Source organism: Jannaschia sp. L-14R (genome assembly GCF_056857695.1).
Genome location: NZ_JBSXNP010000010.1, coordinates 167,386 through 193,913, shown reverse-complemented (window position 1 = coordinate 193,913; position 26,528 = coordinate 167,386). Strand labels below are relative to the sequence as shown.

The window sequence follows — 26,528 nt, the reverse complement described above, 5'->3', positions numbered from 1 at the left end:
ACTATGGATATTGCCGATGATCGCGCCGTCCTTTTCGCGATTTTCGATGCTGCGGTCGATGCGATCCTCGTGTCGGATCATGACGGCACCATATTGCGCGTCAACAAGGCAACCGCCCTGCTCTTCGGCAGGTCCGTAGACGATCTCATGGGACAAAACGTCCGTATTCTGATGCCTGACGACATGGCAGCACGTCACGACGGATTCCTGCACCACCATCTCGAGACGGGCGAGAAGCGCATCATAGGGATCGGGCGAGACGTCGAGGGTCTGCGCGCAAACGGAACCGTCTTTCCACTGCATCTATCGGTCGGCCGCGCGGACATCGACGGCGAAGTCCTGTTTGTAGCGATTTTACATGACCGATCACATCGGCAAGCCGCCGAAGAGGCTGCGGCCCGATCTCAACGAATGGATGCGATCGGACAGATGACCGGAGGCATCGCCCACGACTTCAACAATTTGCTTACGGTGGTTGTCGGCAATCTGGAACTCTTGGAGATGTCCGGGCCTGCCGCACAAAGTCGTGCGTTGATTTCCGACGCGCTGGAGGCCGCGGAACTGGGGGCAGACCTCACCTCCCGGCTTATGGCTTTCGCCCGCAAAAGCAGTCTGAAGTCCGAGGTCATCGTCCTGAACGATCTGGTCGAACAATCCCTGGCCATGTTGAATCGAACCATCGGCGCACACATTTCGATCGACGCTGTTTTTGCCGAAGACGCCTGGCCTACGCGTGCGGATGCGACCCAACTTCAGACGGCCGTCCTTAATCTTGCGCTCAATGCACAGGACGCCATGCCTGGCGGTGGAAAAATCCTTGTCGAGACGCGCAATGTCGAACTGGACGATCGCTACATTGCGCAGGAGATCGGGGTCGAACCCGGAAAATACGTCCGGCTTTCAGTCAGCGATACGGGTGAAGGAATGTCGGCCGAAACGCGCAACCGGGCGATGGAGCCATTCTTTACGACAAAGCCGGTTGGCCAGGGCACGGGGCTTGGACTTTCAATGGTCTATGGCTTCATCAAACAATCGGAAGGTCACATCGCCATCTACAGCGAAATCGGAGAAGGAACGACAATCAGCCTCTATTTCCCTGCGATGGTGGATGAGACAGAGACCGGGAACGCCGTCGAGGAAAGCCAGGATGGGCTATCGCGCTTCGGGGCGGAGAGGCTTATTCTCGTGGTCGAGGACGATCCCCGCGTGATGCGACTGTCGCAGACCCGTCTGATGGCCTTCGGATTTCGGTGCATTACCGCAACGACCGGCGATGCTGCATGGAGCATCCTGAAAGACCGAGACGATATCTCCGTCGTGTTCACAGACCTGGTCATGCCCGGCAGGATGTCGGGTCACGATCTTGCCCGGAAGATCGCCGAAGACAAGCCCGGAGTGCGCGTTCTTATGACCTCCGGCTTCTCCGAAAGCGTCCTGCGCGGCGGCAGGATAGAGGCTGAATTCGCGATTTTGCGCAAACCTTACCGGCAAGCCGATCTGGCGCTGGCCCTTCAGACCGCGCTCGAAGACCGGTAATCCTGTTCGACTGCTATTTCGGTCAACATGTATCCAATGCCCCGGACTGTCTTTATCAGCGTCGGACGAGAGGGATCACGCTCGATCTTCTTGCGAAGGCGAGCCACCTGATTGTCGATCGTGCGGTCCAGCGGCGCCCATTCCGTCCCATCGATAAGATCCATCAGGCGATCGCGCGACAGGGGGCGCTTGGCATTGGCCAAGAAGGCCGCCAGAAGTTTGAAGTCGGCTGTCGTCAGATTGCAATCTTTACCATCGCGGTCGGTCAGCTGCATTCGATCAATATCAAGCTTTAATCCATCGAGATCGTGCAGCAGGTCTGTTGGCGGACTTGCGTCAACGGGTTCCGCGCGGCTTGCACCCCGCATCTCACTCCGACGCAATACGGCGTGCACACGGGCAAGAACCTCGCGTACGTGAAAGGGTTTCGTCAGATAATCGTCGGCGCCGAGTTCAAGACCAACCACGCGATCGATCACATCGTCCTTTCCGGTCACCATGATGATCGGCACATCATGGGTGCGGCGAATGTCCCGCGCGATATCTAGTCCGTCTTCGGTTCCCAAATTCAGATCCAGGGTCACAAGATCGGGTGGGGCATCCGAAAATGCCTCCCGCACACCGTTGCCGTCTGACGCTTCTTCCACGACGTATCCGGCCCCTTCCAGACAGCGTCTAAGGAGTGTGCGAATTTTCTGATCGTCTTCAACGACGAGAATGGTCTTGTTGGCCATGGCAATGATCCGGCGGAACGACCCATGAAATAACGATAAATACAGGATGTGGCCAGCCGCAACACGCTAATCGGCGGAAAGATACAAACCGATACAAACCGATACTGCCGCGCGTGTCCGCCTGCGACACATCCTTGGGATGGTCCCTGCGAACCAAACCGGAGAGCGCAGCATGTACGTAACACTTTCAGCCGAACCGATGTCCTTCCTCGCGCCATCGGTTATTCAACCGCCTTGCACGCAATCGAAGGCGCTTCCGCAACGGCAATTCAAGTCCGGTGCATATCTTTATCACGAAGGCGATGACGCCACCAATCTTTACGAGGTCGTGTCGGGTGTCCTCCGCCTGACCCGTGTCCTTGAAAACGGCAAGCGGCAGGTCATCGCATTCGGACTGCCTGGCGATATCGTCGGCTTCCCGAACGGGACACGACACCACACCGATTGCGATGTGCTCTCCTCCGCCGAGATCGTCATCTACAAGCGCCGCGTTTTCGAAGCGGGCGAAAGCGATCCGGAAACGCATCAGCGCCTTCTGTGCGCCGCGCTCCGCGAGATCAGCGCGATGCAGGACCACTTCATGATGCTCGCACGCAAATCGGCGATGGAGAAGGTCGCATCGTTCCTTCTTGTCCTGTCGCAGCGGACGGGCGCTCCCATCGGCAACTATGCGACGTTCTCCCTGCCGATGAGCCGTGCAGACATCGCGGATTTCCTTGGCCTGACGATCGAAACCGTCAGCCGTACGTTTACCATATTGCGCAAGTCGAGGACGATCGCCCTCGACACGCCGCAGACGGTTCTTGTCCTCGACCTGGATGCCCTCATCGACGCATCGCAGGCCGACACCTGACGAGGTCGCGCTAGTAGCTACCGTCTTCCAGAAGATGATCGTGACCAAGTTCCTCAAGGCCGCTGGCGATTTCGTCGGCGGCCATAGGGTGAGAAAGCAGATAGTGGGACGCCGGCGCGTCCGCGCGTTGCATAGCCAGCGCCAGGGCCTCCGGCCACTCGTCGCTGTCGAAGTCACCGCGCCCGACCCACATCAACGCAACAAGCTCCTGTTGATGATCGGGGTCCAGCCCATCGATCTCTGCGACCAGCTCCTCCCGGACAGCGCCGGTATCCACCTCTTCCTTGAGCGTAATGTGGTGTTCACCGTACAAAGCATTGTCGCGGGCATCTCGCGGCGTGTCCGCATCCCCAAGGCTTGCCGCCCGCAATTTGAACAACAGTCGCCGCAGATATCCCGGCTCAATTGTCAGGATATTGATATTTTCCGTTTCCATCGTCGCATCCTTTCAATCGGGCCACATGTCGCGGATCGCTTGCGGCAACCCCGCTTTGACGTCCCGGATCTCGCCTTCCGAAATCCTGTTGTCCAAGGTGCGGAACACAGCCTCGATGTCACGTGGGCCGCGCCAGTCGAGGACAGCCTCAACCTGTTTCTCGATGGCGGTCACGAAGTGCTCCGCCTTCCGGTCACGCACTGGCGTATGCGCCGGTTGCCAACCTTCAAAGAACATTCCGCGGATCAAAAGGGGCATCTGCGCAGACAGCTGCGCGGTCTCGTCGTGCCCCAGGTGATCGCGGAGCTGGACCAGTGTCACGCGCAGCAGGCGCATCGCATCCCGGCTGCTGCTCCAGCCCAGCCTGTCCCGCACCTCGTTGATCCATTCGTGGGTCAGTTGCACGGTATGATCGATCACTTCCAGTCCCTGCGCAGACATGGCTTTACTCCTGTTCCGGGTTGCGTTGAATTGGCTGCATGTCGACATCGAGCGCAGGGTCAATATTGCCGACCATCCGTTCGAACAGCGCCGTCGTTATTCCGCCTATCCCCAGCAGGACCAGGGCGAAATTCGCCATCCAGCCGAGCACCGGGATGTAATTCAGCAGCGCTGTGAAGCTTACGCCGATCACGAGAGCCAGCAGTCGCATCCAGATCACCGGATTCTCGGCGGTTCCAAAGGCCCGAAGAACGCGCATGGCAAGGACGTAGGCACCGAGGATGTATCCCAGGACCCAGACAAGCAGGATTGCCAGCAGGACGATCGGCACGAGTGGGATACCTAGTATGGTCATCGCACTGACAGGCACCAACCCGAAGAGCATCGACAGGCCGATCACTCCGGTCAGCAAGGCCATGCCGGGTCGTGCATCGATGCTTCGGCGCAGCCGCCGGACCTGCACCGGAGCGAGGGTGAGAAACAGCGCACCGATCACGACGAAGAAACCGAGCGTGACCAGAAATCCGCCGAATACCGTCAGGAACGTTGGACCGCGCGGCATCTCCCAGCCTTCCCACATCTCGTAGGCATTATTGAAAATCTCGCTGCGCTGGAAAGGCTCATATACAATCTGGTCTGCCGATAGGACGAAGTCGGGGATATCGATGCGCTCTGGTGTCGAATATGTCAGTTTGCCGCCGATGCGGGCATCCGGGCCGAACATGAGCGTCTCCGCACCGAGCAGGACATCCCCGGTGACTTCGGAATTGAGGGTGATCTTGCCGCCGACCGCTGCCAGCGCCCCCCGTATCGGACCGTTGATCGTGATCCTTGCACCCGCCAGACGTGCGTTGCCCGCAACCTCCGCGCCCGGACCGGTCACGACGCTGAATCCCGTTGCCGTCAGATCACCGCCTACCGTGCCTCTCAGGCCGACGGAAAAACCGGCCCCATAGAGATCACCGCCGGTCGTCGCATCCACCCCGACCGCAAAACCGGCCGCGTGACCGTCCTGCGCGATCATACCGTCCAGGGTCACGGTAAAGCCGGTCGCCAGAACGTCCCGGTCCGCCTGCAACTGCGCAGCCGAGTCTCCGCTTCTCAGAATGTCGCCGCCGATCTGGCGATCCGGGGTCTCCGCCGCTCCTGGGCTGGACAGAACAGCCAGCACAGCGGCGAGCATTGCACCCTTTATCCCGATCATCACATCTCTCCTCGGACCGATTTGTCCAGGGAAGGATGCGCACCGAAACACGCAAGCGGGTTGATCGCGATCAACCGGCGCCGGGTAAGGCGCTGTTAGGCCCGGTCAAGTCACACAAGGCCAAGAGAGGCCGACTGATCGAGAGAGGCCGGAGGAGTGACATGCGCCAGGATCGCTATCGAGGTTGTCATACTTTCAAGCCCGGCGCCGCCAATCTTCGCAGGCCTGTGCCGCAAGGGTTCGCCCAAGGACGGAAAAGTCGGCGCGGCGTTCGAGGATGGTGAGATGCTTTTCACATCGCAAACCCCACCGTCGTTTCACGGTCCGCGCGTCGGATCGACACCATCACTACCAGACATTGGCCACGGGTCACGCACATACCCGTTTCGTGCCTGACGTCGCGCAGCCGTTCCAGCAAAGGAGGACATCATGTCCATCAAGACCATACTTGCCTGCCTCACCTCTGAATCCAGCGCCGACGCCGTCATGACAGCCGCCTGCGCCCTGGCCCGCCGTCACGACGCGCACCTGATCGGACTGCGCACAATCGAGGCTCTGATGGTCTATCCCGGTATTGCCCTGCACATTCCGGACTCCGCCCATGACGATTACGGGTCCTCACAGCTCGAACAAACCGAAGCGTTGAAGGCGGTTTTCGAGAAGTACACCCATGCAGAACAGTTCGTGTCCGAATGGCGGACGGTAAGGACCGGGATGGCAATGGCTGCCGACCGGATCGCAGAAAGCGCGGGTTGCGCCGATATCGTCGTCATTGCGGGAGGCGGAACGGACATCCACCAGTCGGCGGATATGAAACTCCTGGAGACGGTGATCCACGATTCCGGTCGTCCGGTGCTCGTCGTTCCCCCGACCGCTCGCCCCGATACACTCGGTCGTTCCGTTCTGATCGGCTGGAACGGCACGCGCGAGGCTGTCCGGGCGGCCCACGATGTTCTTTCCCTGCTTCAGGAAGGGGACATTGCCCATATCGTGCACGTGAACGACAGCAGCCATGGTGCTGACCAGGATGCGACCTCGCGCGAACTTGCGGCCGCCTTCGCCCGCCACGGGGTCGAGACGACACTCGTTCAGAAGACATGGACGCACCCTGGTGTCGCTACTGCCTTGAACAAGGAGGCTTTCGAGAGGGGCGCAGACATGATCGCCATCGGGGCCTTTGGCCACTCCCGCGCCTATGACTTCATTATCGGCACGGCAACGCGGGACCTGCTCGGCAGATCCGATCTGCCGGTCCTGTTCTCGCGCTGATCCCGGATATCGGCACAGTCCTGTCCGTGTGAACGCAGTGGCGGCATCCGCCCTGCGCCGGATGCGACCCATGTCGATCTGCCTGCAAGGCGGCAATCGCCAGGGCACTGAAACGGTGCTGATGCCGAGGATGTCATGAGATCGCACAGACCGGTGGATCAACCCGGCTCCGCCAATATTAGCAAAGTTTGTACATGACAAAGCAGACCCCGGCCGAACCGATCCGCATTGCAACGAACGGTGCCGATGCACCGGCGGGTTCACCGCCGACTGAACCGTTCACCCTGACGGTCGACGACGTGCTGATATCGCTCGACGCCGGTCGCACGGGTCTGAGTGAAGCGGAAGCCATCGACAGGCTCCAGCGACATGGACCGAACCGCCTGCCCTCGTCGGCGCGGCGCAATCCGTTTCTCCGTTTCCTCGCGCATTTCAATAACGTCCTGATCTACGTCTTGCTTGCCGCCGCGATCACGACGGCCAGCCTGCAGCATTACATCGATACCTCAGTCATCCTCGCGGTTGTGATTGCGAATGCGATTATCGGCTATATTCAGGAGGATCGCGCCGAGAAGGCAATGGACGCCATCCGGGACATGCTGGCACCGCAAACCACCGTGCTGCGCGACGGCGAGCGCCGCGCAATCGACACGGCCGATGTGGTTCCCGGTGATCTCGTCCTCCTTGAGCCGGGGGAAAGGGCACCCGCCGACCTGCGCCTGATCGAGGCCACGGGTCTGTTCATTGACGAAGCGATACTTACCGGTGAATCCGTCCCGGTCGAGAAATCGATCGATGCCCTAGCCCGCGCGGCTCCGATCGGCGACCGGACCTGCATGGCCTACAGCGGCACGCTGGTGACCAACGGGACGGGCCGCGGCGTTGCTGTCGCCACGGCAGAAAATACCGAAATCGGCAGGATCGGCGGACTGATTTCGCGGGTGCAGACGCTGACCACCCCTTTGGTCGCGCAAATGGACGTCCTCGCCCGATGGCTCACCATTCTGATCCTGCTGATTGCTTCGGTCCTGTTGGCCTATGGCTACTTCGTCAGCCAGCTGCCCTTCGACGAGATTTTCATGAATGTCGTCGGCCTGTCCGTCGCCGCGATTCCGGAAGGACTTCCGGCAGTGATGACCATCGCCCTTTCGGTCGGTGTCAGGGCCATGGCGCGCCGCAATGCCATCATTCGTCATTTGCCCGCGATCGAGACGCTGGGTTCCGTTTCGGTAATCTGCACCGACAAGACCGGCACCCTGACGCGCAATGAAATGATGGTGGTGACAGCACAGACGCAGGCAGGGCTTTTTGCGATCGAGGGGCATGGCTACGATCCGACCGGTGCCATTCACCCCAGCCCCGCATCCAATGCCCTGGCCGAGCTCGGCCGCGCGGCAGCGCTTTGCAACGATGCCGCATTGCGTCTGTCCGGTTCGACCTGGCAGTCAATCGGCGATCCGATGGAGGGTGCCCTCCTCGCGTTTTCGGCGAAGACAGGGGTCGATATCTCAGGTTGGTCCCGACGCGACGAAATACCCTTCGACGCCGTTCACCGCTACATGGCGGTGCTGGTCGAAGCCCCGGACGGTCGGCATTCCATAGTGGTCAAGGGGGCGCCGGAACGCGTGCTTGCGATGTGCAAAACCCAACGTGGCGACGGTGCCGACGTCCCGCTCGACCAGGACTACTGGCAAGGCGAGGCGCATCTCATCGCATCGAAGGGACAGCGTGTACTGGCTTTTGCAATGCGGGACGCGACCGTTGACGGCTTCGGATCAGACCAGCCCGACGGCGAATTCACCTTGATCGGCCTCGTCGGCATGATCGATCCGCCACGCCCCGAGGCGATTGGTGCAATCGAGGAGTGTCATGCCGCAGGCATTACCGTCAAAATGATCACCGGAGACCATGCCGGGACCGCTTCGGCCATCGGTCAGCAGATCGGGTTGCGAAATCCCACATCGGTGCTGACCGGTGCAGATCTCGATGCACGGAGCGACGCAGATCTGGCGCAGGCAGTTCTGGATACAAACATTTTCGCGCGCACCTCGCCCGAGAACAAGCTGCGCCTCGTCACCGCATTGCAGGCCCATGGTCTGACCGTCGCGATGACCGGAGACGGAGTGAACGATGCGCCGGCCCTGAAGCGTGCCGACGTCGGCATTGCGATGGGGGTCAAGGGTTCGGAGGCCGCCAAGGAGACGGCTGTTCTGGTGCTGGCGGACGACAACTTCGCTTCCATCGCCGCCGCCGTCTCCGAGGGGCGCACGGTCTACGACAATCTGCGAAAGACCATAGTTTTCGAGTTGCCAACCAGCTTTGGAGAGGCGGGCGCGATCACCATCGCGCTGATACTCGGCCTCGCCTTGCCGGTCTCGCCCTTGCAGGTCCTCTGGATCAATCTCATCACAGGTATCACGCTGGGTCTGGCCCTGGCATTCGAACCGACCGAGCCCGGCACGATGCAGCGCCCGCCGCGTGCGCGCGAGACGCCGTTGCTGGATGCCACGCTGGGCTGGCATATCGTTCTTGTCTCCGTCCTGTTCGTCCTGGCCGTGTTCGGTATCGGTGCCTATGCCACGGCCAAGGGCTATCCGCACGCGCTGTCGCAAACTCTGGCGATGAACCTCCTCGTGGTGTTGGAGATTTTTCATCTCTTCTTCATCCGCAATATTTTCGGCACATCGCTGACCTGGGCCAGCGCGAAAGGAACGAGGGTGATCTGGACATGTCTGGCCCTGATTGTTCCCGCCCAATTCATCGTCACCTACTGGTCGGCGGCACAACAGGTTTTCGGCACAAGGGCGGTGTCCGTTGTGGACGGATCGGTGATCATAGCGATCGGGGTCGCGTTCTTCGCAATTCTGGAAGCGGAAAAACAAATCCGTCTGTCACTGTCGTCCCGTGCCGGGCCTGTCCATGAATAAGTCCTCCGATCGTCAGATCCCTCGCTGTCCCGACCGGGCTTTTACATGCGAGAATTGCCACCTGTCGGCCGTGAAGGCTGTCACGAAGACCCGTTTGCCACCTGATGCGCGTCAGGGTTTCCGGGGACATCTTCGATCCCGCGGTGAACCCGGCGCGACATTTGCAGCGGTGTCCGCCCCGGACCACCAATATGCGCCGGACGTTTGCTCGGAAACCGTGCCCCGTTGATCTCAGTCAAAGCCGAACCGCCCCCGACGAAGTAGGTGCCAGGCTATGGAAACCTTACGCACACTTCTTCAGTCCCTGCAGACTGGCGGTCTCTTGTCCGGGCACCACCGATCCGCGCCGGTAACTTCGTTCCCGGTGTTTTCAATTCCCGTCGCCAGCGCCGCAATCGGCATCCGTCTCAAGCGCTTTGTGCAAAATCCGATCAGGCCCGGCCGACAACAGCCTGAAAAGGAGCTATCATGCCCTATCCCGTCGACATGACAGTTCGGCCCGACGTCTCGGGCCATTTCGATCCCGCAACGAACACCATAAGTTATATCGTAAGGGACAGTGCCAGCGACCACTGTGCCATCGTAGACAGCGTCATGGACATCGACTACGCCGCTGGACGTATCACCTACGACCATGCCGATGCCCTGATCGCCGAAATTGAACGGCGCGGCCTGACGCTGGACTGGATCATCGAGACCCATGTTCACGCCGATCACCTGTCCGCCGCCCCCTACATCCAGCAGAAACTCGGCGGCAAGATCGGCATCGGGGCCCAGATCGTCACCGTGCAGGAAACGTTCGGCAAGATCTTCAACGAGGGCACCAGGTTTCAGCGCGATGGCAGCCAGTTCGACGCCCTGCTCGAGGATGGCGATACCTATCAGATCGGCGAAATGACCGCCTTCGCCCTTCATACGCCGGGCCATACGCCTGCCTGCATGACACATGTGATGGGCGATGCCGCATTCGTCGGTGACACGCTCTTCATGCCGGATGGCGGAAGCGCGCGGGCGGACTTTCCCGGCGGGGATGCGGGCACACTCTATGACAGCATTCAGAAGGTGCTGCGCCTGCCTGACGCAATGCGCCTTTTCATGTGCCACGATTATGGCCCGAACGGACGGGACATTGCCTGGGAAACAAGCGTGGCCGAGGAGAAGGCTCACAACATTCATGTCGGCGGCGGCACCACACGCGCGGCCTTCGTGAAGATGCGGCAGGCACGTGACGCCACCCTGGACATGCCCAAGCTGATCCTGCCGTCCCTTCAGGTGAACATGCGCGCGGGCGAAGTGCCCTGCGACGACGACGGCCATCCCGTCCTCAAGGTCCCGGTCAACGCGATCTAAGGCAGGTTGCATGGATATCAGGATCCTGACGCCCCGCCTGTCTGTCTGGTCGACACGTTAGGCCGAAACGGGGTGACGTCGAATTATCGCTATGACCTGGCACCCTATACATGGGAGCTGGTGTGCGGGCTGATCGTGGAAGGGCCGTTTTTACCCAACCCCCCATGCCGATCAAATGTGCGGGTGCGCCGCATAAGGCAATGTACCTGTCAGGCGAAGCGTGGCAGCGGCGGTGCGTCCTGGGTCGTATCGACATCCATTTCGCCACTGCCGGTCCCGTCCTCTTTGGGGTGAAGGATTATTTCCCCGCACTGATGGAGTACGTCGACCGCTATGGCGTGTCGCTTGACTTCCATCATAATCTCGTTGCTGTCGACGGTCCGGCGAAAGTCGCCACCTTTGAGGTAAAACGCCCCGATGCAGCGTTGAAAACGGTCGAAATGCCCTTCGACATGCTGCACGTCTGCCCACCACAGACCGCACCCGACTTCATCAGGGTTTCACCCCTGGCCGATGCCGACGGATGGGTGGACGTCGACCAGGCGACGTTGCGGCACAAGACCTTCGACAACATCTGGTCGCTGGGTGACGTCATGAACGCGCCGAACGCGAAGACTGCCGCCGCTGCGCGGCTTCAGGCCCCGGTGGTCGCGGCAAATGTTTCCGCCGACATGGATGACCACGCGCCCACAGCACAATACAATGGCTACGGCGCCTGCCCGCTGACCGTGGAGCGGGGCAAGATCGTGCTGGCCGAGTTCGGTTATGGCGGGATGCTTCTGCCGACCCTGCCGAAGGCGCTCATCGACGGAACCCGGCCAAGCCGCGCAGCATGGTTTCTGAAGGAGAAAATCCTGCCGCCGCTCTATTGGCAAGGAATGTTGAAGGGCCGCGAATGGATGGTGCATCCCGAAACTATCGAGCCTGACTGACTGACTGTCGGTGCTCCTCCGGGAATGCATGGCATCGAGAACTCGTTCTGTCTGCTCTGGAAACGCTCACGGCGATCGATACACAGCTGTCGGAGCCACCACCCCGATCAGGAAGGGTATTGCGTGCACGGGGTTTCTGCGTCACCTTTCCGGGGCAGTTTCCTGTTTCGAATGACGTCGCCTGCTGGCCGGGCCCGCCGGATCGGTCTGCGATTCTGCATATGGTCTCTGCCCCCCGCTCCGGGCCGCAAGCCGACTTGATCGTTGTCAATTGCAGCTCTGAGTGAACCGCTATCCTGAGCCGAGACCCAGCCATGAAGGGGTGCAGCGTCCAATGACTTCTGCCGTAATTCCCCACAAGTCCGCGACCGCTCCGGCTCGTTTGCCCGTTCCCCTGCCCCTTCCCAGCACTGCACCGGCCAAGGCCGCTCACCCCCATGCGGTTCTCGATCGTGCATCACGGGCTGTGCTGGCAAGGTTGACCGGCGGCGTATCTCCTTTCTCGATCCAGTCGGTCTGGCAGGGCTGGGCGCTGAATCTCGCCCGGTCGCCCGGTCGCCAACTGGAGCTTGTGGAGCGGGCGCAGGTGAACGCCGGAAAGGTGGGGGTTCTTGCGCTGTCGCATGCCCTGGGCCGAGAGGCCGAAGCACCGTTCAGGCCCCGGTCGTACGACCACCGCTTCGCGCATGCCTCCTGGGACATGCCGCTGTTCGCACTCTGGAAGCAGGCGTTTCTTGCAACGCAGGACTGGTGGGAAGCCGCGACGGACAACATGCCCGGACTGCGCCCGCAGGACGCCGACCGGGTCCAGTTCCAGGTTCGTCAGGCCCTCGATCTCGTCTCTCCGTCGAATTTTCCCTGGTTGAATCCCGAGATCATGGAGGAGACGGCAAGAACGGGCGGGCGAAACCTCATGGAAGGGATGGCGCTCCTGACACAGGATCTCATCCAGACCCTTCTGCAGACAAAGCGCCCCGCCCCGGAGGGTTTTCGTATCGGCATCGATCTCGCCTGCACGCCGGGCGAGGTCATTTTTCGCAACGAGATGTTCGAGCTGATCCAATACGCGCCCCAGACCAAAACGGTGCGCCCCGAACCGATCCTTTTCGTTCCGGCCTGGATCATGAAGTATTACATACTCGACCTGTCGCAGCAAAACTCCATGGTCCGCTATTTCGTGCGGCAAGGATTCACGGTCTTCATGATTTCATGGCGCAATCCGGGGCCCGAACACGCTGATTGGTCGCTGGAGGATTATCGCACGAACGGCATCATGGCCGCGCTCGATGTGATCGGGGCCGTCGTGCCTGACGTGAAGATTCACGCCAACGGTTATTGCCTGGGTGGCACCCTCCTCGCGATCGCCGCCGCGACGATGGCACGAGACGGCGATGATCGCCTGGCAACGATTACCCTGATGGCAGCACAGGTAGATTTCGCCGAGGCCGGCGAACTGCTGCTGTTCGTCGACGAGAACCAGGTCGCCTTCGTAGAGGACTTCATGTGGGATCAGGGCTATCTCGACCGCCCGCAGATGACCCGCACCTTCGCCTCCATCCGGGCCGAGGATCTGATCTATACGCGTGCGGTCAACCGCTACTTTCTGGGCAAACCGGACTTGCCGACGGATCTGGGCGTCTGGAACGGCGATACGACACGGATGCCGGCAAGGATGCATTCCGAATACCTGCGCGGACTGTTTCTCGAGAACCGGCTGACGGCAGGCCGGTTTGCAGTGAACGGTCGCGTTATCGCGCTCAAGGACATCACAACGCCCATGTTCGTGGTCGGAACCGAGACAGACCACATCGCGCCCTGGCGGTCGGTCTACAAGATGCGCCTGTTTAGCGATTGTGATTTGACCTTCGCCCTGACCAGCAGCGGTCACAACGGCGGCATTCTGAGCGAGCCGGGCCATATCGGCCGGCACTACCGGATCGGACGGCGCGCGCATGGCGATCTCTACCAGGACCCCGACACATGGTTTGAAAACCACGACAGCATCGAGGGGTCGTGGTGGGAAGAATTGTCAGACTGGCTTCTGGCGGCATCGGGTCCGGCTGTTCCGGCGACGTCTCGGCCAGCAGTCCGGCGGTCCCCCGACAATGCGACAAATGCACCGGGCCGTTACGTGTTCGACTAGGTCCGGTGGCCGTCCGAATGGATGACTGGGCGATCGACCGGGCATACCGGGCCTATCGCATCTGCCACCGAAGATCCGAAGTTCCTTGGAGCAACGTCTGTCGGTGCACCGCGGGGGATGCGCCCGCGGTGCGGCCCTTGGTATACCTATTTTGCCATCGCCTCTGAATCCGCCTCCACTTCTGCATCCGCCTCTTCCTCGGGTGGGGCGGGGTGCGGTGCCGCGCCGCTTTTCTCGAGCCGCACCTTGTCCGCATCGTCATCCCAAAGAGCGCGCACCTCGTCGCCGTCCTCGACCGCTCCACTGAGCATTTCGCGCGCCAGCACCGTCTCAAGCTCGGACCGGATCAGACGCCGCAACTCGCGGGCGCCGAACTCGGGCGCATAGCCTTCGTCGGACAGGTGATCGATCAGACTGGCATCCGGGATAAGCGTCACACCCTGCCCTGCGGCTGTCGCAGCCACGCGGGCCAGTTGCATCTCGACGATCTGGCGGATCTCGGAACGGTCGAGCGCGTGAAACACGATCACCTCGTCGATCCGGTTGATAAACTCGGGCCTGAAATGGCTCCGCAGAACGCCCATCAGATCGGCCTTGAGTTTCTGTGCATCCGCCTTCTCGGTGCCGCGGATCGCCAGATCGCGCTGGATCACGTCCGAGCCAAGGTTCGATGTGGCGATGATGACCGTGTTCTTGAAATCAACGACACGCCCTTTGCCATCCGTCAGGCGACCGTCATCGAACACCTGCAACAGAATGTTGTAGACGTCGCCATGCGCCTTCTCGATTTCGTCCAGCAGAATTACGCTATGGGGTCTGCGGCGCACCTTCTCGGTCAGTTGACCGCCTTCGTCATAACCGACATAGCCCGGCGGCGCTCCGATCAGACGAGCGACAGTGTGCCGCTGGCCATATTCGGACATGTCGATGCGGATCATCGCATCTTCATCTCCGAAAACAACTTCCGCGAGCGCCTTGGCCAGTTCCGTCTTGCCGACGCCCGTCGGACCGAGGAACAGAAAATTGGCGATCGGCCGATCCCCTTCGCGCAGGCCCGCGCGGGCAAGCCGGATGGCGTCCGAGACCGCGGCGATGGCCTCGTTCTGTCCGACGACGCGCCTGTGCAGCCGGTCCTCCATATGCAGAAGCTTCTCCTTCTCCTCGACAGTCAGTTCCGTCACCGGAATGCCGGTCAGCTTCGAGACGACCTGAGCGACGTCCGCGGCGCGCACCTCGGAAGAGCCTGACGCCTGCGCGCGTTTCCACTCCTCGGTCGCCTTCTTCAGATCTGCCTCCTTTTCGGTCAGACGCGCGCCGATTTCGGCGGCTTCGTCGAAATGCTTGCGTGCGGCGGCATAATCCTGCTCACGTTTCAGCTGCCTGACCTCGGCGTCCATTTCCTGCGCCTCGACGGGACGTGCACTCTTGGCAAGCTTCACGCGCGCCGAGGCCTGGTCGATCAGGTCAATTGCCTTGTCGGGCAGGAACCGCGCTGTGACATAGCGGTCCGATAACTCGGTGGCCGCGATGATCGCTTCGTCCGAGATCGTGACCTTGTGATGCGCCTCGAACATGTCGCGCAGGCCACGCAGGATCATGATGGTCTGGGCTATGGTCGGCTCCTCGACATAGACCGGCTGGAAACGGCGCTCCAGCGCCGCGTCCTTTTCGATGTATTTCTGATACTCGTTGAGCGTCGTTGCCCCGATCAGGTTCAACTCGCCGCGTGCCAGCGCGGGTTTGAACACGTTGGCAATATCGAGGCCACCCTCACCTCCGCCCTGCCCCGCACCCACGATGCTGTGGATCTCGTCGATGAAAAGAACCAGGCTTTCCTTCTGATCAAGGATTTCCTTCAGGATCTCCTGGAGCCGTTCCTCGAATTCCCCCCGGTACTTGGCCCCCGCCACCAGCGCGTTGACATTCAGTTCGACCAGCCGCTTATCGGCCAGCGCTTCGGGCACCTCGCCGGCCAGGATACGCTGCGCCAGCCCTTCGACGATCGCAGTCTTGCCGACACCCGGATCGCCGATCAGCACAGGGTTATTCTTCTTGCGCCGCGCCAGAACCTCGATGGTGGTCTCGATCTCACGCGCGCGCCCGAAGACGGGGTCCAGTTTGTTCTCGGCCGCCAGTTTCGTCAGATCGCGCGAATATTTATCGAGGTTGGGCGTATTGCTCGGCGCATCGACGCGTCCCCCCTCGGCACCCCGGCCGACGACCTTCGTGACTTTTTGGCGGATTGCCTGGGACGACAGGCCATAGCGGCGCAGGATATCGGCGGCCATGCCCTCCCCTTCTTCGGCCAATCCGATCAGCAGGTGTTCGGGACCGACATAGGAATGACCCAGATCCGAAGACGCCTGTAAGGCGCGCGCCATGGCGTCCTTCACGCGGGGTGCGACGCCGATCTGCGTCGTCTCCGAGACATCCTCTGCCTTGCCGCGCGGGGCCGCGTCTTCAAGTTGCTGCCGCAGATCGGTGGACGAAACCTTGAACTGGTCAAGTATCGTCGCGACAACCTCGCTTCCGGTCAGCGCCAGCAACAGGTGTTCGGTATCGACCTCCCTGCGCCCGAATTCTGTCGCGGTGCGGGCGGCATCCTGCAACAGCTTCTCGGCCTGGGAACTCAGTCGTTCCGTCAGGGCGCCGCCATGCCGCTGGCCAGCCCGCATCGTATCGGCCTCACCGGCTGGCCGTTCGGTCCCGGCCCCTCTGTGTGTCTGGAATAACCCGTCACCGATGAAATCGTCGAACAGGCTGCCGCGCCGCCCAAACAGCGATTCAAGCGGCGAACTGGACTGCTGCTGCCGTGCCGCTAGACGTCGGTAATCCACATCGCAAAGCTCTACGGTGCGCCGCTGACCGTTTTCCACGATCTGAGCGCGCAGGCTTGCAGGACGGGTGTTGCAAATGTCGCAAATACCATTCGCCATGTGATGCTCTCCTGATGCAATTTTCTGGTGCAATTCTTCGGCACGGGGGGTCTCGTGCGGGCCGACACGTGCCAGACCAACACGGAACCTGCGCCCGTGGATTGATTGATATCAACGGCTGCCACGTTCAGTCTAGGTCACAGCCGCGCCGACGCCGGTATGGGAAATAAGATGCGCAGCATCACCTTCCCATCCTCACCGCAGCGGCTTCTGCGTCTGCCCGTTTCGCGCTTCAGATACGTTGATCCCGATCAACCCGCCGCCCGCCATCTCATGGCAGGACTGTCCCGGACTCCAGCCGCGACGTTCACCAAGAGGGTGCGGAAACCGCCCGCACGAAAGGTCATCATGAAAAACGCAAGCCTTCTCATCCTGGTCTCCGGTTCGGCAAAGGCCGAAGATCTCGATCCGATCCTGCAATCCGCCGACGCGGAGCGGATGCACCTGTCGTTTCTGGTCCTTGGGGGCCTGCCCCGCACTCCGATCTATGCCTACGGAACGGAAGCCTATGGCATTCCCATGATCCCGGACATCTGGCAGGAGGAAATCGAAACGGCGACCGCAGGGCTGACCGAGGCTGCCAGGAGGATCGAAGCGCGCCTCGACGCTTCCGGAGCGACCGGCGACGTCGACACTCTCGCCTGCGATATTGCCGCTCTGCCGGCCATCGTCGGCCAGCGGGCGGCAACCTGCGATGCCGTCGTGATATCGAACGACCTGCGGGGCAACGACTCCCTGTTTCGCAACGCCGTCCAGGGCGTCCTCTTTCAATCCCCGTCCGGTGTCATCCTCAATGCGACCCGCGCCGCTTCCGCCCTCCATCCCACCCGCATCTTCATCGCGTGGGACATCGGCCTTCCGGCAGCGCGCGCAGTCCATGCCGCCCTGCCCCTGCTGAAGGAAGCGTCTCATGTGACGATCGCGGTCTTCGATCCCGTCACGTCACAGGACCGCTACGGAGAAAACCCCGGTTCGGATGTCGCACGCTGGCTGAGCCATCACGGATGTCATGTCGACCTTCAGCAATATCCGAGTGGCGGAGAAGAGATCGGAACCTGCATCCAGAAGCGCGCTACCGAGACGGGGGCCGATCTGATCGTGATGGGAGCCTATGGCCACTCCCGCATGCGACAGGCCGTCTTCGGAGGGACCACAAAGTCGATGGTCGAGCAGACGGACAGGCCGGTCATGCTCGCGCATTGATCTGCCCGAGACGCGCCATTTTCTTCGGTCTACCGACTTGGCCATCCTGCCAACGATTTCGGCCTTCTTGCCAAGGGTAACATGCAGATGGCGACGTGGCGCGGCCGACCGGAGGAAAATTATCCCGACACTCCGGCCAGACGTGCCGGGGCGCAAATTCAGGGTGTTCCTGAAACCCCATCCCGCAGACCCTGATCTGCGGTTTGTCGCAGGTCCGTCTGTCCGGCCACCTGCGGATTTATCCTCAGGGCACGGAGCGCGTTGAGGATGACCGCAATGTCGATAACCTCCTGCAACAGTGCGCCCTGGACCGGGGTGATATACCCCAGCGCTGCAACGACCATTCCCGCCACCGAAAGGCCCAGCCCCGCGACAACGCTTTGAAGCGCAATTCTGTGCGCTCCGCGCGCCACCTCGATGCCCGACAGCAGACGGTCCAGTCTGTCGACCAGAAGCACCACGTCCGCCGCCTCGACCGATGCGGCCGCGCCGCGGGCCCCCATGGCCACGCCGACGTCTGCCGACGCCAGCGCAGGCGCATCGTTCACGCCGTCGCCCACCATCATCACCGTCCCGTGGCTCCGCTCGGAAAGAACCAGGCTTACCTTCTGATCGGGTGTCAGGTCGGCGTGAACCCCGTCCAGCCCCAGAGTGCCGGAAACCGCATCCGCGACGACGCGACGATCGCCTGTCGCCAGTATGATCCGCTGGATTCCGGCTTTCCTCAGGCCCGCAAGAAGCGTGGCGGTGCCGGATCGCAATGAATCTGCCAGAACGAAATGACCGGCCAGCACCCCATCGACTCCCAGGGCGACAACCACGGAACCCGGTTCACCGGAAACCCGGCTGACGTCGTTGACCACATTGCCCGAGGTGCGGGCAGCGACGAAGCCGTGGCTCCCGACCAGAACGGCCTGACCGTTGATAGTGCCCGCAACGCCCTCGCCTGCGGTTTCCACGACATCCGCAGGGACCGGCAGAACAAGGCCGCGGTCCCGTGCTACGGCGACGATGGCCTGTGCAATGGGATGTTTCGACGCCTGATCCATGGCCGCGGCAAGAAACAGCATGTCATCGCCGGACAGGTTGCCATGCGACTGTGTGGACACGATCCGGGGTTGCCCGTCAGTCAACGTGCCGGTTTTGTCCAGGATCAGCGTGCGGATGCCTGCCAGCGCCTCAAGCGGCGCAGCCCCTTTGACCAGCACGCCGAAGTGCGTGGCCCGCGACAGCCCGGCCACAAGCGCCACCGGCACCGCCAGGATCAGCGGACACGGAGTCGCCACGACCAGCACGGCGACCGCCCTGACCGGATCGCCCGTGAACCACCAGGCCGCCGTCGCCAGCGCTACGGTCACGGCCAGGAAAAGCAGCGAATAGCGATCGGCCATACGCGCCATCGGTGCCTTGGACTTCTGTGCCGCCTCGACCAGCCTGACAATCCCGGCATAGGTGCTGTCCGCCGCGCGGCGGCCTGCGCGCAGATCGAACGTTTCGCCCGCATTCATCGCGCCGCTCATCACGTCGTGTCCCTGCGCCAGACGAATGGGCATTGCCTCGCCCGTTAGTGCCGACTGATCGACCAGCGCCGCGCCACTTGCCACCGTGCCGTCGACGGGTGCCACTTCGCCCCGGCGGACCAACAGCAGATCGCCTGGCTCGATATTATCGAGGGAAACATCCTCCAATGTGCCATCCGCATATCGCGTGGCGGTTCTGGGGACCCGCGACAACAAGGCGCTCATCTCGCGTCGCGCGCGGCCTGCGGCGAAGCTTTCCAGATAGGTTCCGCCCGAATACATCACCGCCACGACGGCTGCGGCCAGCGTTTCGTCGAACACGAGCGCGGCCGACATCGACAGGGCCGCGACGATATCGAGACCGACATCTCCGTTCCGAAGACTGCGCACGATCTCGACCAGGAGCGCGGCAAGGATCGGCACGACACCGACCGACCACACAAGATCCGCTGACCCGCCACGGCCCATGGCAAGAAGCGCAAGCCCCGTCAGCAGGCCCAGAAGCCCGATGACCAGAAGTGCCAGATCCCGGCGTGTCGATAAGAATGTCGCCATCCGTATATTCCTTCCAGATCGGTGTGTGCGCCGCTTCATCTTCGAACGTCGCATCTGCGATGCCCCGGTTTCGGTGCGAAGGCCGGCCATGCGAAATCCAGGTGCACCGCTGGCAGGATGACACGTCGCAGGCTAAGGTCCTGAATTGCAGCCATTGCCGGTTGATCGAAATCAACCTCTCTGCTCCGAATACGCGTTCGCATCGGTCCGGGTGATGAGGATCGGGTTCTTGCGGCCCCGGCGCGTCGGTATGCGAGGCAAGCTCCCTGCATTAATATTGCGTCACCGGACCCGGCCGCGCCGCGCCACCATCCGCATCAGCGAACGGGTATTTCAGGGGTAAATAGACGTCCGACCTGGATCACCCCTGTATCCGACGTGGATCACCCCTGGATCGACCCGGTCAAAATCGGGTCTTGCACCCTGTCGCAACGGGGGCTATCCCGCCCCTCGTAGTGCGCTGGTAGCTCAGTTGGATAGAGTACTTGACTACGAATCAAGGGGTCGGGGGTTCGAATCCTCCCCAGCGCGCCAAAGCCTCCTTTTCCGCAATAGCTTGCAGCCCGATGCTCGGCATCATTCCGATGGTCGCCGCCTGAACCATCTGCCCGCAGCATCCGCTCGCCCAAGGGGCACGTCATTCTTTGTCGAACGGACTCTATACAAATCGGGTTGGATTTAGGGCGCAGGACGTTTTCCCGCGAGCGATATTGCCTTGAAGACAGCGCAGGATTTGGCTACCCCGTAATGTATGCGGGTGTAGCTCAATGGTAGAGCATTTGCTTCCCAAGCAAGTGACGAGGGTTCGATTCCCTTCACCCGCTCCAATCCTGCAGACCTCGCGTTCTCGCCCTCTAATCTCCTGCAGGATACGGGCCAGCCCCACAGATCATCACAGGCGAGGAAACAGGAATGTCGCCTGCGTTTCCCGATCTCAAGCCAAAGCACACCCTTAAATTTTATTTTAACTTTCAATGAATTAAGAGGCGACATTAATGTGGTTGCGCCTGTGTCACGCGGCGCTAAAACCTCCGCATGACAATCCCGCTTCTGACATCCCTCGCCAGTGCCGCCCTGCGGGACATCGGCATCCCGGCCCCCTATACCTTCGGACAGGCCGACCGTGTGCGCTTTCACGAATTGGATGTGCTCAACCATGTCAACAACGCCCGCTACCTGTCCTGGTTCGAGACATTTCGCATCGCCTATCTTCGCGATTACGGCATCAGCACATACTCCGATATAGCAAGCCGCCCGGTGCTGGTGCTGAAATCCGTCGCCGTCGACTACAAGGCCCCGCTGCACCTTGAGGATGTCTACGTTGTCGCCGGACGCACACGCGCATTTCGCAATACATCCTGGACGATGGAATACGGCGTCTGGTCCGAAGGACGTCTCTGCGCGACAAGCACGGCAGTTATTGTGCTGATGGAAGCGGATCTTGTCACACGTAAAAAGCTGCCTGACAGTTATGTCAAAGCGTTCACCGGACGCGACGATGCGGTTTACGAGGGGTGAGCGGGTAAAGTCGGTCCCCCCAGCATTGTATATTGACCAAGGATGAAATGTCAGCCGCGCCAAGCCTGCAGTTTCGCAAGAAGCGTACGGGTTGACGCGTCCTTGGCCGACGCGTCGCCCCCTTCGACCAGCGGACCCAGCGAAGTGGCCAGTTCCTTGCCGAGTTCCACCCCCCATTGGTCGAAACTGTTGATATCGAGCATCATACCTTCGACGAAAACCCGGTGTTCATAGAGCGCGACGATACCGCCCAGAACCTCGGGCGTGAGGCGCGGATAGATCAGCGTCGTAGACGGGCGATTGCCTGGGAACACGCGGTGGGCTGCCTGACGTTCCAGTTCCGCGCCATCGAAGCGGTCGGCGATGGTGGCGCGTGCTTCGTCAAGGCCGCGGCCTTTCAGCAAAGCTTCGGACTGGGCCAGGCAGTTGGCGATCAGCAATCTGTGGTGATGATCCAGCGCCGGTTCCGACCCCATTGCCGCGATCATGAATTCGCAGGGAACCGGCGTGATGCCCTGATGGATCAACTGGTAGAACGCGTGCTGTCCGTTGGTCCCCGGCTCCCCCCAGACGACGGGACCGGCTGGGCCAGGCAACGGATCGCCCGCCATGGTGACGCCCTTGCCGTTGCTCTCCATCTCAAGTTGCTGAAGATATGCGGGCAAGCGCGACAAACGGTTGTCATAGGGCAGCACGGCGCGGGTCGGATAGCCGCAGACCTGATGGTGCCATATGCCCTGCAAGGCCAGCAGAACAGGCATGTTTTCCGCCAGGGGCGCGGTGCGGAAATGGGCGTCCATTTCGCGCGCACCTTTCAGGAAGGCATCGAAATTGCCCGGACCGATGGCAATCATCAGCGACAGGCCGATCGGACCCCAGACAGAATAGCGTCCGCCCACCCAATCCTCAAACCCGAAGACGCGGGACGGGTCGATACCGAAGGCGGTGGTCTTGTCTTCCGCCGTCGACAGCGCCGCAAACTGCGCCGCCGGGTCGCTTATCGTTTCCGCCATCCAGTCGCGGGCGGTTCGTGCGTTGGTCAGCGTCTCGATCGTTGTAAACGTCTTGGATGCGACGATCACCAGCGTCGTCGCCGGGTCCAGATGTCGCGCCGTGTCGGCCCAATCGGCCCCGTCAACATTCGATACGAAATGGCAGCGCGGGCCGTCGTGGAACGGCGCCAGGGCCAGCGTCGCCATCGCCGGACCAAGGTCCGATCCGCCGATGCCGATATTTACTACATCAGTGATGCGCCCGCCCTGCCCCTGAAAGGTGCCGTCGCGCACGTCGCCCGCGAAGGCTCGCATCCGTTTTAGCGTCGCCTGAACGCCCGGCATCACATCGGACCCATCGACCATCACCGCGTCCTGTCCGCGCAATGCGGTGTGCAAGACGGCGCGATCCTCGGTCTGGTTGATGCGCTCGCCCGCGAACATCGCATCGCGGCGTGCGGGCAGGTCGGATGCCATTCCAAGGAGAGTGTCCAGCGCATCGACGGTCAGAGTGGTCTTGGACATATCGAACATGAATGCCTCGGCACTGGCCTGCATTCTGGCGTTTCGATTGTCATCCTTCAACAAATCAGCAATGCGCTGCTTGGGTTGCCCACGCAGAGTTTCAATCCCTGTCCAGAAGTCCATCGTCGTCTCCTCAAGGGGCCCAGTGGACGGTGGCGTCCTTCAGAAAAGCAGCTATCGGCGCGGTCATCGGGTCAAGTTTGCGGGCGCGTTCCAGGACCGCACGCTTCTCGTCCCCCATGATCAGAATGTGGGTTTCCATCGCTTCCGACAACACCCGGCGCGATAGGGTGACACGCGGTTCCTCCGCCCCCTCGGCGCGCATCGGCACAAGGATCGGGGCCGCGTTCGACATCGCAAGCGCCAGTTTATCGGCACCGGGGAAAAGGCTGGCAGTGTGCATGTCCGACCCCATCCCCAGAAGCAGAAGCGAGATCGGAAATTCGCCGTCGAAACCGGGCTCCAGTGCAGGGATGCCGTCTTCCGGTGTTGCCGCGTCATTCACCATCGGGACCAGCGTCGCCTTTGCCGCCTGACCCGTTAGCAGGGTCGTTTTCAAAAGTGTCGTATTTGACCGCGGATGTCCTTCCGGGACCCAGCGTTCGTCATTCAGGAAGACATGGACGCGCGACCAGTCAAGGTCGACGCCGGACAATATCTCGAAGATCGGACCGGGGGACGACCCGCCGGACACGCAAAAACTGGCGTGATCGTGGACCATCAGACTGTTCTTGAGTGCCGAAGCCAGTCTGTCCGCCAGCCCCATGGCCAGCATTTCACGGTCGGCATATTCCTGCAAATCCATAGATCAATCCTCCAGATCGCGCCACCGACGTCCATCGCGATGCATCAGCATAAGCGCGTCCTCCGGCCCCGAAGAGCCTTGCGCGTAGGCTTGTGGCCTGTCGCCGCGTTCTTCCCAGCCCTCGATGATCGGGTCGGTCCAGGCCCAGGCCGCCTCGACCTCGTCACCGCGCATGAACAGGGTCTGGTTGCCGCGGATCACATCCATGATGAGCCGCTCGTAAGCATCGGGTATTTCCTCGCCATCGGGTCCAAGTGCCTCCGCGAACGACATGTCCAGCGGCACATTGACCAGACGCATACCGCCCGGCCCCGGTTCCTTGATCGTGACCGACAGGTCCATGCCTTCGTCCGGTTGCAGGCGGATCGTCAGCGCGTTGGCCATCGACCCTTCGTCACGATCGAAGATGGAATGCGAGGTCTCCTTGAACTGGATGACGATCTCGGACATCCGCTTGGTCATGCGCTTTCCGGTCCGCAGGTAGAAGGGTACGTGCTTCCACCGCCAGTTCGAGATGCCGATTTTCAGCGCGACATAGGATTCGGTGCGCGAATCCGGGTTTTCAGCGTCCTCCACATAGGATGGCTCCTTGCCCGCCTTATACTGGCCGCGCACGACGTCCCTTTGGCCAACCGGGTCCAAAGCACGGATTACTTTCAGTTTTTCGTCGCGCAGGCGATCCGGATCGAACTGACTGGGCGGTTCCATCGCGGTCAGGCAAAGCAATTGCATCAGATGGTTCTGCACCATGTCCCGCATCGCGCCAGACTTGTCGTAATAACTGCCGCGCCCGCCGACACCGACGGTCTCGGCCACAGTGATCTGTACGTGATCGATATAGCGTTCGTTCCAGAGCGGTTCGAACAATACGTTGGCAAAGCGCACAGCCATCAGGTTCTGCACCGTTTCCTTGCCCAGAAAATGGTCGATACGGTAGATTTGCGTCTCGTCGAAACTGGCGGCCAGATCGGCGTTCAGCTTTTTGGCAGTCTCGAGGTCCGTACCGAAAGGTTTCTCCACCACAAGCCGCGAATTTTCGCAGGCGATGCCATGGGACCGCAGCTTTTCCGCCAGCGTTCCGAAGATTGAAGGTGCGACCGAAAAGTAGAATGCCTTGATCGCCTCGTCGCGAACCGATTTCTTCAGTTCGGCCCAGCCACTGTCGCCTTTGGCATCGATAGCGATATAGCTGCACTGATTCAGAAACGCTTCGATGGTCGCCTTGTCGCGCTTGGATTTGGAGACGAATTCATCCAAAGCTTCTGCAACCAGTTTCCGAAAACCGGCGTCGTCCAGCTTGGACCGCGCGGCACCTATCACGCGCGCATCCTGTGGCATCTGACCGGCCAGGAACCGACGATATAGCGAAGGCAGGATCTTGCGTGTGGCAAGGTCGCCTGTGGCCCCGAAAAGAACCAGATCGAACGTATCGACGGGAATCGTGCGAGAGACCATGAGACGGCTCCTGTTTTTCTGTTACCGCTAACGGGCCTTCGTTACCCGGCGGCTTGATGTGTGTCTAGCCGTTGTGGGCAGGCTGTCCAATACACCGTCTGGGCGGCTGACCTGACCGCCGCCGACGCGCGCCTTTACGCCGGTCGTTTCGGGGAAGCTGGTGGGCAGGCCGCGCAAGACGCGCACTGCAAGGAAGGCAAAGGCCTGCGCCTCCAGCATGTCACCGTTCAGGCCCACATCTTCGATGGGGGCGACGTCGACCGTAAGGGCCGTCAGCGCGTCCATGATAGCCGGGTTCAGGCGTCCGCCGCCCGTCACCAGAAGGCGCGTCGGCATTGTCGGGCATTGCGTCAGCGCGTGACCGACACTGGCCGCGATCACGGCAACCCAGGTCGCGGCGGCATGGCTGGGCGGCAGGGCGTCGATAGCAGCCCCGGCCTGTCGGAAGGCGTCCCGGTCGAGCGATTTCGGCGGCATCCGGTAGAAATAGGTGTGGTGCATCAGTTGCGCGACAAGGTCCGGGGCGGCGCAGCCTTCCCGCGCCAAGGCACCGTCCCGGTCGAATGGCTGACCCAGCCAATCCATGCAGAGATCATTGATCGGCGCATTCGCGGGGCCGGTGTCGAAGGCCAGAAGCGCGCCATCGTCCTCCATTGCGCGGGCCGGGTCGATCCACGTCAGATTGCCGACGCCACCCAGATTGAGGATCGCAATTGGCTGCACAGCACCGATATGGCGCGCGCAGGCATGGTGGAAGGCCGGGGCCAGCGGCGCGCCCTCGCCGCCCAGCGTGACATCGGAAGTGCGGAAATCCCAGACGACGGGGGTTTGCAACACCTCGGCCAGAAGCGCGCCGTCGCCGACCTGATGCGTGCGGCGGCCTGCGGGGTCATGGGCCAACGTCTGACCGTGGAAACCGACGACCTGCACGCCTTTAAAACGCGACAACAGGCGGGCATGCGCGGTTTCCACGACTTCCGCAGCCTGTGCCACACCCGCCTCGCCCGGCCAGCGGCCCATGGCGGCAGCGATCACCGCGCGGTCGGTGGCGGTATATTCCTGGTAGTCGCTGGCCCCGAACCCGGCGATCGTTTCGCCATCGGTCAGCAGCTCCGCCGCATCGACGCCATCCATTGACGTGCCGGACATCGCCCCAAGGGCGCGAATGGGCTCCATGCGACTTTCCCTCACCTG

Annotated in this window: 18 protein-coding genes, 2 tRNA genes and 1 pseudogene; 11 read left to right on the top strand and 10 right to left on the bottom strand. The window is 61.5% G+C overall.

Annotated elements, in window-relative coordinates; genetic code table 11:
* Window positions 1-3: 3 nt before the first annotated feature.
* Window positions 4-1,536, top strand: coding sequence for a PAS domain S-box protein (locus tag AC13C2_RS09275; RefSeq protein WP_482886635.1), 1,533 nt, complete (start codon window positions 4-6; stop codon window positions 1,534-1,536).
* Here AC13C2_RS09275 and AC13C2_RS09270 read toward each other — a convergent pair.
* Window positions 1,512-2,270, bottom strand: coding sequence for a response regulator (locus AC13C2_RS09270; RefSeq protein ID WP_482886634.1), 759 nt, complete (start codon window positions 2,268-2,270; stop codon window positions 1,512-1,514). The two genes, AC13C2_RS09275 and AC13C2_RS09270, sit on opposite strands and share 25 nt — an antisense overlap.
* A gap of 172 nt (window positions 2,271-2,442) precedes the next feature.
* Between AC13C2_RS09270 and AC13C2_RS09265 the strand changes: the two genes are divergently transcribed.
* Entirely contained in the window at window positions 2,443-3,123 is a 681-nt protein-coding gene (locus AC13C2_RS09265; RefSeq protein WP_474521996.1) for a helix-turn-helix domain-containing protein, read from the top strand.
* Window positions 3,124-3,133: 10 nt separating this feature from the next.
* On the opposite strand, the gene AC13C2_RS09260 is transcribed toward AC13C2_RS09265, so the two are convergent.
* Genes AC13C2_RS09260 through AC13C2_RS09250 form a run of 3 tightly spaced genes read right to left on the bottom strand, consistent with a single transcriptional unit; the run spans window position 3,134 to window position 5,204 of the window.
* Window positions 3,134-3,559: a DUF3775 domain-containing protein gene (locus AC13C2_RS09260; RefSeq protein WP_339646596.1), complete on the bottom strand. Its 426-nt coding sequence runs from the start codon at window positions 3,557-3,559 to the stop codon at window positions 3,134-3,136.
* 12 nt (window positions 3,560-3,571) lie between these two features.
* Window positions 3,572-4,000, bottom strand: coding sequence for a DUF2267 domain-containing protein (locus AC13C2_RS09255; protein WP_339646593.1), 429 nt, complete (start codon window positions 3,998-4,000; stop codon window positions 3,572-3,574).
* Between the two features lie 4 nt (window positions 4,001-4,004).
* A complete protein-coding gene (locus AC13C2_RS09250) occupies window positions 4,005-5,204 on the bottom strand; it encodes a DUF8173 domain-containing protein (protein ID WP_482886633.1) in 1,200 nt (399 codons plus the stop codon).
* A 429-nt stretch (window positions 5,205-5,633) separates the two neighbouring features.
* On the opposite strand from AC13C2_RS09250, the gene AC13C2_RS09245 reads away from it, so the two are divergent.
* From AC13C2_RS09245 to AC13C2_RS09225, 5 genes and pseudogenes are all read left to right on the top strand, one after another.
* Window positions 5,634-6,473 (top strand): universal stress protein, encoded by an 840-nt coding sequence (locus AC13C2_RS09245; RefSeq protein ID WP_482886632.1) that lies wholly within the window; start codon window positions 5,634-5,636, stop codon window positions 6,471-6,473.
* Window positions 6,474-6,667: 194 nt separating this feature from the next.
* Window positions 6,668-9,400 (top strand): HAD-IC family P-type ATPase, encoded by a 2,733-nt coding sequence (locus AC13C2_RS09240; RefSeq protein WP_482886631.1) that lies wholly within the window; start codon window positions 6,668-6,670, stop codon window positions 9,398-9,400.
* A 468-nt stretch (window positions 9,401-9,868) separates the two neighbouring features.
* Window positions 9,869-10,750 carry an MBL fold metallo-hydrolase gene (locus tag AC13C2_RS09235; RefSeq protein ID WP_482886630.1) on the top strand — a complete coding sequence of 294 codons (882 nt, stop codon included), beginning with the start codon at window positions 9,869-9,871 and terminating at the stop codon, window positions 10,748-10,750.
* Between the two features lie 45 nt (window positions 10,751-10,795).
* Window positions 10,796-11,682, top strand: a pseudogene (locus AC13C2_RS09230) (NAD(P)/FAD-dependent oxidoreductase); the annotation flags it as partial.
* A 334-nt stretch (window positions 11,683-12,016) separates the two neighbouring features.
* Window positions 12,017-13,825, top strand: a complete 1,809-nt coding sequence (locus tag AC13C2_RS09225) for a PHA/PHB synthase family protein (RefSeq protein WP_482886629.1) — start codon at window positions 12,017-12,019, stop codon at window positions 13,823-13,825.
* Window positions 13,826-13,971: 146 nt separating this feature from the next.
* Here AC13C2_RS09225 and AC13C2_RS09220 read toward each other — a convergent pair whose 3' ends face one another.
* Complete coding sequence (locus AC13C2_RS09220; RefSeq protein WP_482886628.1) at window positions 13,972-16,761, bottom strand: ATP-dependent Clp protease ATP-binding subunit; 2,790 nt, start codon at window positions 16,759-16,761, stop codon at window positions 13,972-13,974.
* Window positions 16,762-17,109: 348 nt separating this feature from the next.
* Between AC13C2_RS09220 and AC13C2_RS09215 the strand changes: the two genes are divergently transcribed.
* Window positions 17,110-17,964, top strand: a complete 855-nt coding sequence (locus AC13C2_RS09215; RefSeq protein WP_482886627.1) for a universal stress protein — start codon at window positions 17,110-17,112, stop codon at window positions 17,962-17,964.
* A gap of 158 nt (window positions 17,965-18,122) precedes the next feature.
* Here the strand turns inward: AC13C2_RS09215 and AC13C2_RS09210 are convergent, their stop codons facing one another.
* Window positions 18,123-20,039, bottom strand: coding sequence for a heavy metal translocating P-type ATPase (locus AC13C2_RS09210; protein WP_482886626.1), 1,917 nt, complete (start codon window positions 20,037-20,039; stop codon window positions 18,123-18,125).
* A gap of 457 nt (window positions 20,040-20,496) precedes the next feature.
* Between AC13C2_RS09210 and AC13C2_RS09205 the strand changes: the two genes are divergently transcribed.
* From AC13C2_RS09205 to AC13C2_RS09195, 3 genes are all read left to right on the top strand, one after another.
* Window positions 20,497-20,573: transfer RNA gene (locus AC13C2_RS09205), tRNA-Arg, on the top strand.
* Window positions 20,574-20,792: 219 nt separating this feature from the next.
* Window positions 20,793-20,866, top strand: a tRNA-Gly gene (locus AC13C2_RS09200).
* Window positions 20,867-21,074: 208 nt separating this feature from the next.
* Window positions 21,075-21,557, top strand: coding sequence for an acyl-CoA thioesterase (locus AC13C2_RS09195; RefSeq protein WP_482886625.1), 483 nt, complete (start codon window positions 21,075-21,077; stop codon window positions 21,555-21,557).
* 50 nt (window positions 21,558-21,607) lie between these two features.
* On the opposite strand, the gene pgi is transcribed toward AC13C2_RS09195, so the two are convergent.
* Genes pgi through AC13C2_RS09175 form a run of 4 tightly spaced genes read right to left on the bottom strand, consistent with a single transcriptional unit; the run spans window position 21,608 to window position 26,510 of the window.
* Window positions 21,608-23,197, bottom strand: coding sequence for a glucose-6-phosphate isomerase (pgi, locus tag AC13C2_RS09190; protein WP_482886624.1), 1,590 nt, complete (start codon window positions 23,195-23,197; stop codon window positions 21,608-21,610).
* A gap of 10 nt (window positions 23,198-23,207) precedes the next feature.
* A complete protein-coding gene (pgl, locus tag AC13C2_RS09185; RefSeq protein ID WP_474522008.1) occupies window positions 23,208-23,879 on the bottom strand; it encodes a 6-phosphogluconolactonase in 672 nt (223 codons plus the stop codon).
* Window positions 23,880-23,882: 3 nt separating this feature from the next.
* Window positions 23,883-25,334, bottom strand: coding sequence for a glucose-6-phosphate dehydrogenase (zwf, locus tag AC13C2_RS09180; protein ID WP_482886623.1), 1,452 nt, complete (start codon window positions 25,332-25,334; stop codon window positions 23,883-23,885).
* A gap of 27 nt (window positions 25,335-25,361) precedes the next feature.
* Window positions 25,362-26,510 (bottom strand): anhydro-N-acetylmuramic acid kinase, encoded by a 1,149-nt coding sequence (locus tag AC13C2_RS09175; RefSeq protein ID WP_092763455.1) that lies wholly within the window; start codon window positions 26,508-26,510, stop codon window positions 25,362-25,364.
* Between the last annotated feature and the right edge of the window lie 18 nt (window positions 26,511-26,528).

Bases quoted from the DNA above. Each gene is read 5' to 3' on its own strand.
- AC13C2_RS09210 (WP_482886626.1), bottom strand. From the start codon at position 20,039: ATGGCGACATTCTTATCGACACGCCGGGATCTGGCACTTCTGGTCATC.
- AC13C2_RS09275 (WP_482886635.1), top strand. From the start codon at position 4: ATGGATATTGCCGATGATCGCGCCGTCCTTTTCGCGATTTTCGATGCT.
- AC13C2_RS09260 (WP_339646596.1), bottom strand. From the start codon at position 3,559: ATGGAAACGGAAAATATCAATATCCTGACAATTGAGCCGGGATATCTG.
- AC13C2_RS09270 (WP_482886634.1), bottom strand. From the start codon at position 2,270: ATGGCCAACAAGACCATTCTCGTCGTTGAAGACGATCAGAAAATTCGC.
- AC13C2_RS09250 (WP_482886633.1), bottom strand. From the start codon at position 5,204: ATGATCGGGATAAAGGGTGCAATGCTCGCCGCTGTGCTGGCTGTTCTG.
- pgl (WP_474522008.1), bottom strand. From the start codon at position 23,879: ATGGATTTGCAGGAATATGCCGACCGTGAAATGCTGGCCATGGGGCTG.
- AC13C2_RS09225 (WP_482886629.1), top strand. From the start codon at position 12,017: ATGACTTCTGCCGTAATTCCCCACAAGTCCGCGACCGCTCCGGCTCGT.
- pgi (WP_482886624.1), bottom strand. From the start codon at position 23,197: ATGGACTTCTGGACAGGGATTGAAACTCTGCGTGGGCAACCCAAGCAG.
- AC13C2_RS09175 (WP_092763455.1), bottom strand. From the start codon at position 26,510: ATGGAGCCCATTCGCGCCCTTGGGGCGATGTCCGGCACGTCAATGGAT.
- AC13C2_RS09195 (WP_482886625.1), top strand. From the start codon at position 21,075: ATGACAATCCCGCTTCTGACATCCCTCGCCAGTGCCGCCCTGCGGGAC.
- AC13C2_RS09245 (WP_482886632.1), top strand. From the start codon at position 5,634: ATGTCCATCAAGACCATACTTGCCTGCCTCACCTCTGAATCCAGCGCC.
- zwf (WP_482886623.1), bottom strand. From the start codon at position 25,334: ATGGTCTCTCGCACGATTCCCGTCGATACGTTCGATCTGGTTCTTTTC.
- AC13C2_RS09255 (WP_339646593.1), bottom strand. From the start codon at position 4,000: ATGTCTGCGCAGGGACTGGAAGTGATCGATCATACCGTGCAACTGACC.
- AC13C2_RS09220 (WP_482886628.1), bottom strand. From the start codon at position 16,761: ATGGCGAATGGTATTTGCGACATTTGCAACACCCGTCCTGCAAGCCTG.
- AC13C2_RS09265 (WP_474521996.1), top strand. From the start codon at position 2,443: ATGTACGTAACACTTTCAGCCGAACCGATGTCCTTCCTCGCGCCATCG.
- AC13C2_RS09235 (WP_482886630.1), top strand. From the start codon at position 9,869: ATGCCCTATCCCGTCGACATGACAGTTCGGCCCGACGTCTCGGGCCAT.
- AC13C2_RS09240 (WP_482886631.1), top strand. From the start codon at position 6,668: ATGACAAAGCAGACCCCGGCCGAACCGATCCGCATTGCAACGAACGGT.
- AC13C2_RS09215 (WP_482886627.1), top strand. From the start codon at position 17,110: ATGAAAAACGCAAGCCTTCTCATCCTGGTCTCCGGTTCGGCAAAGGCC.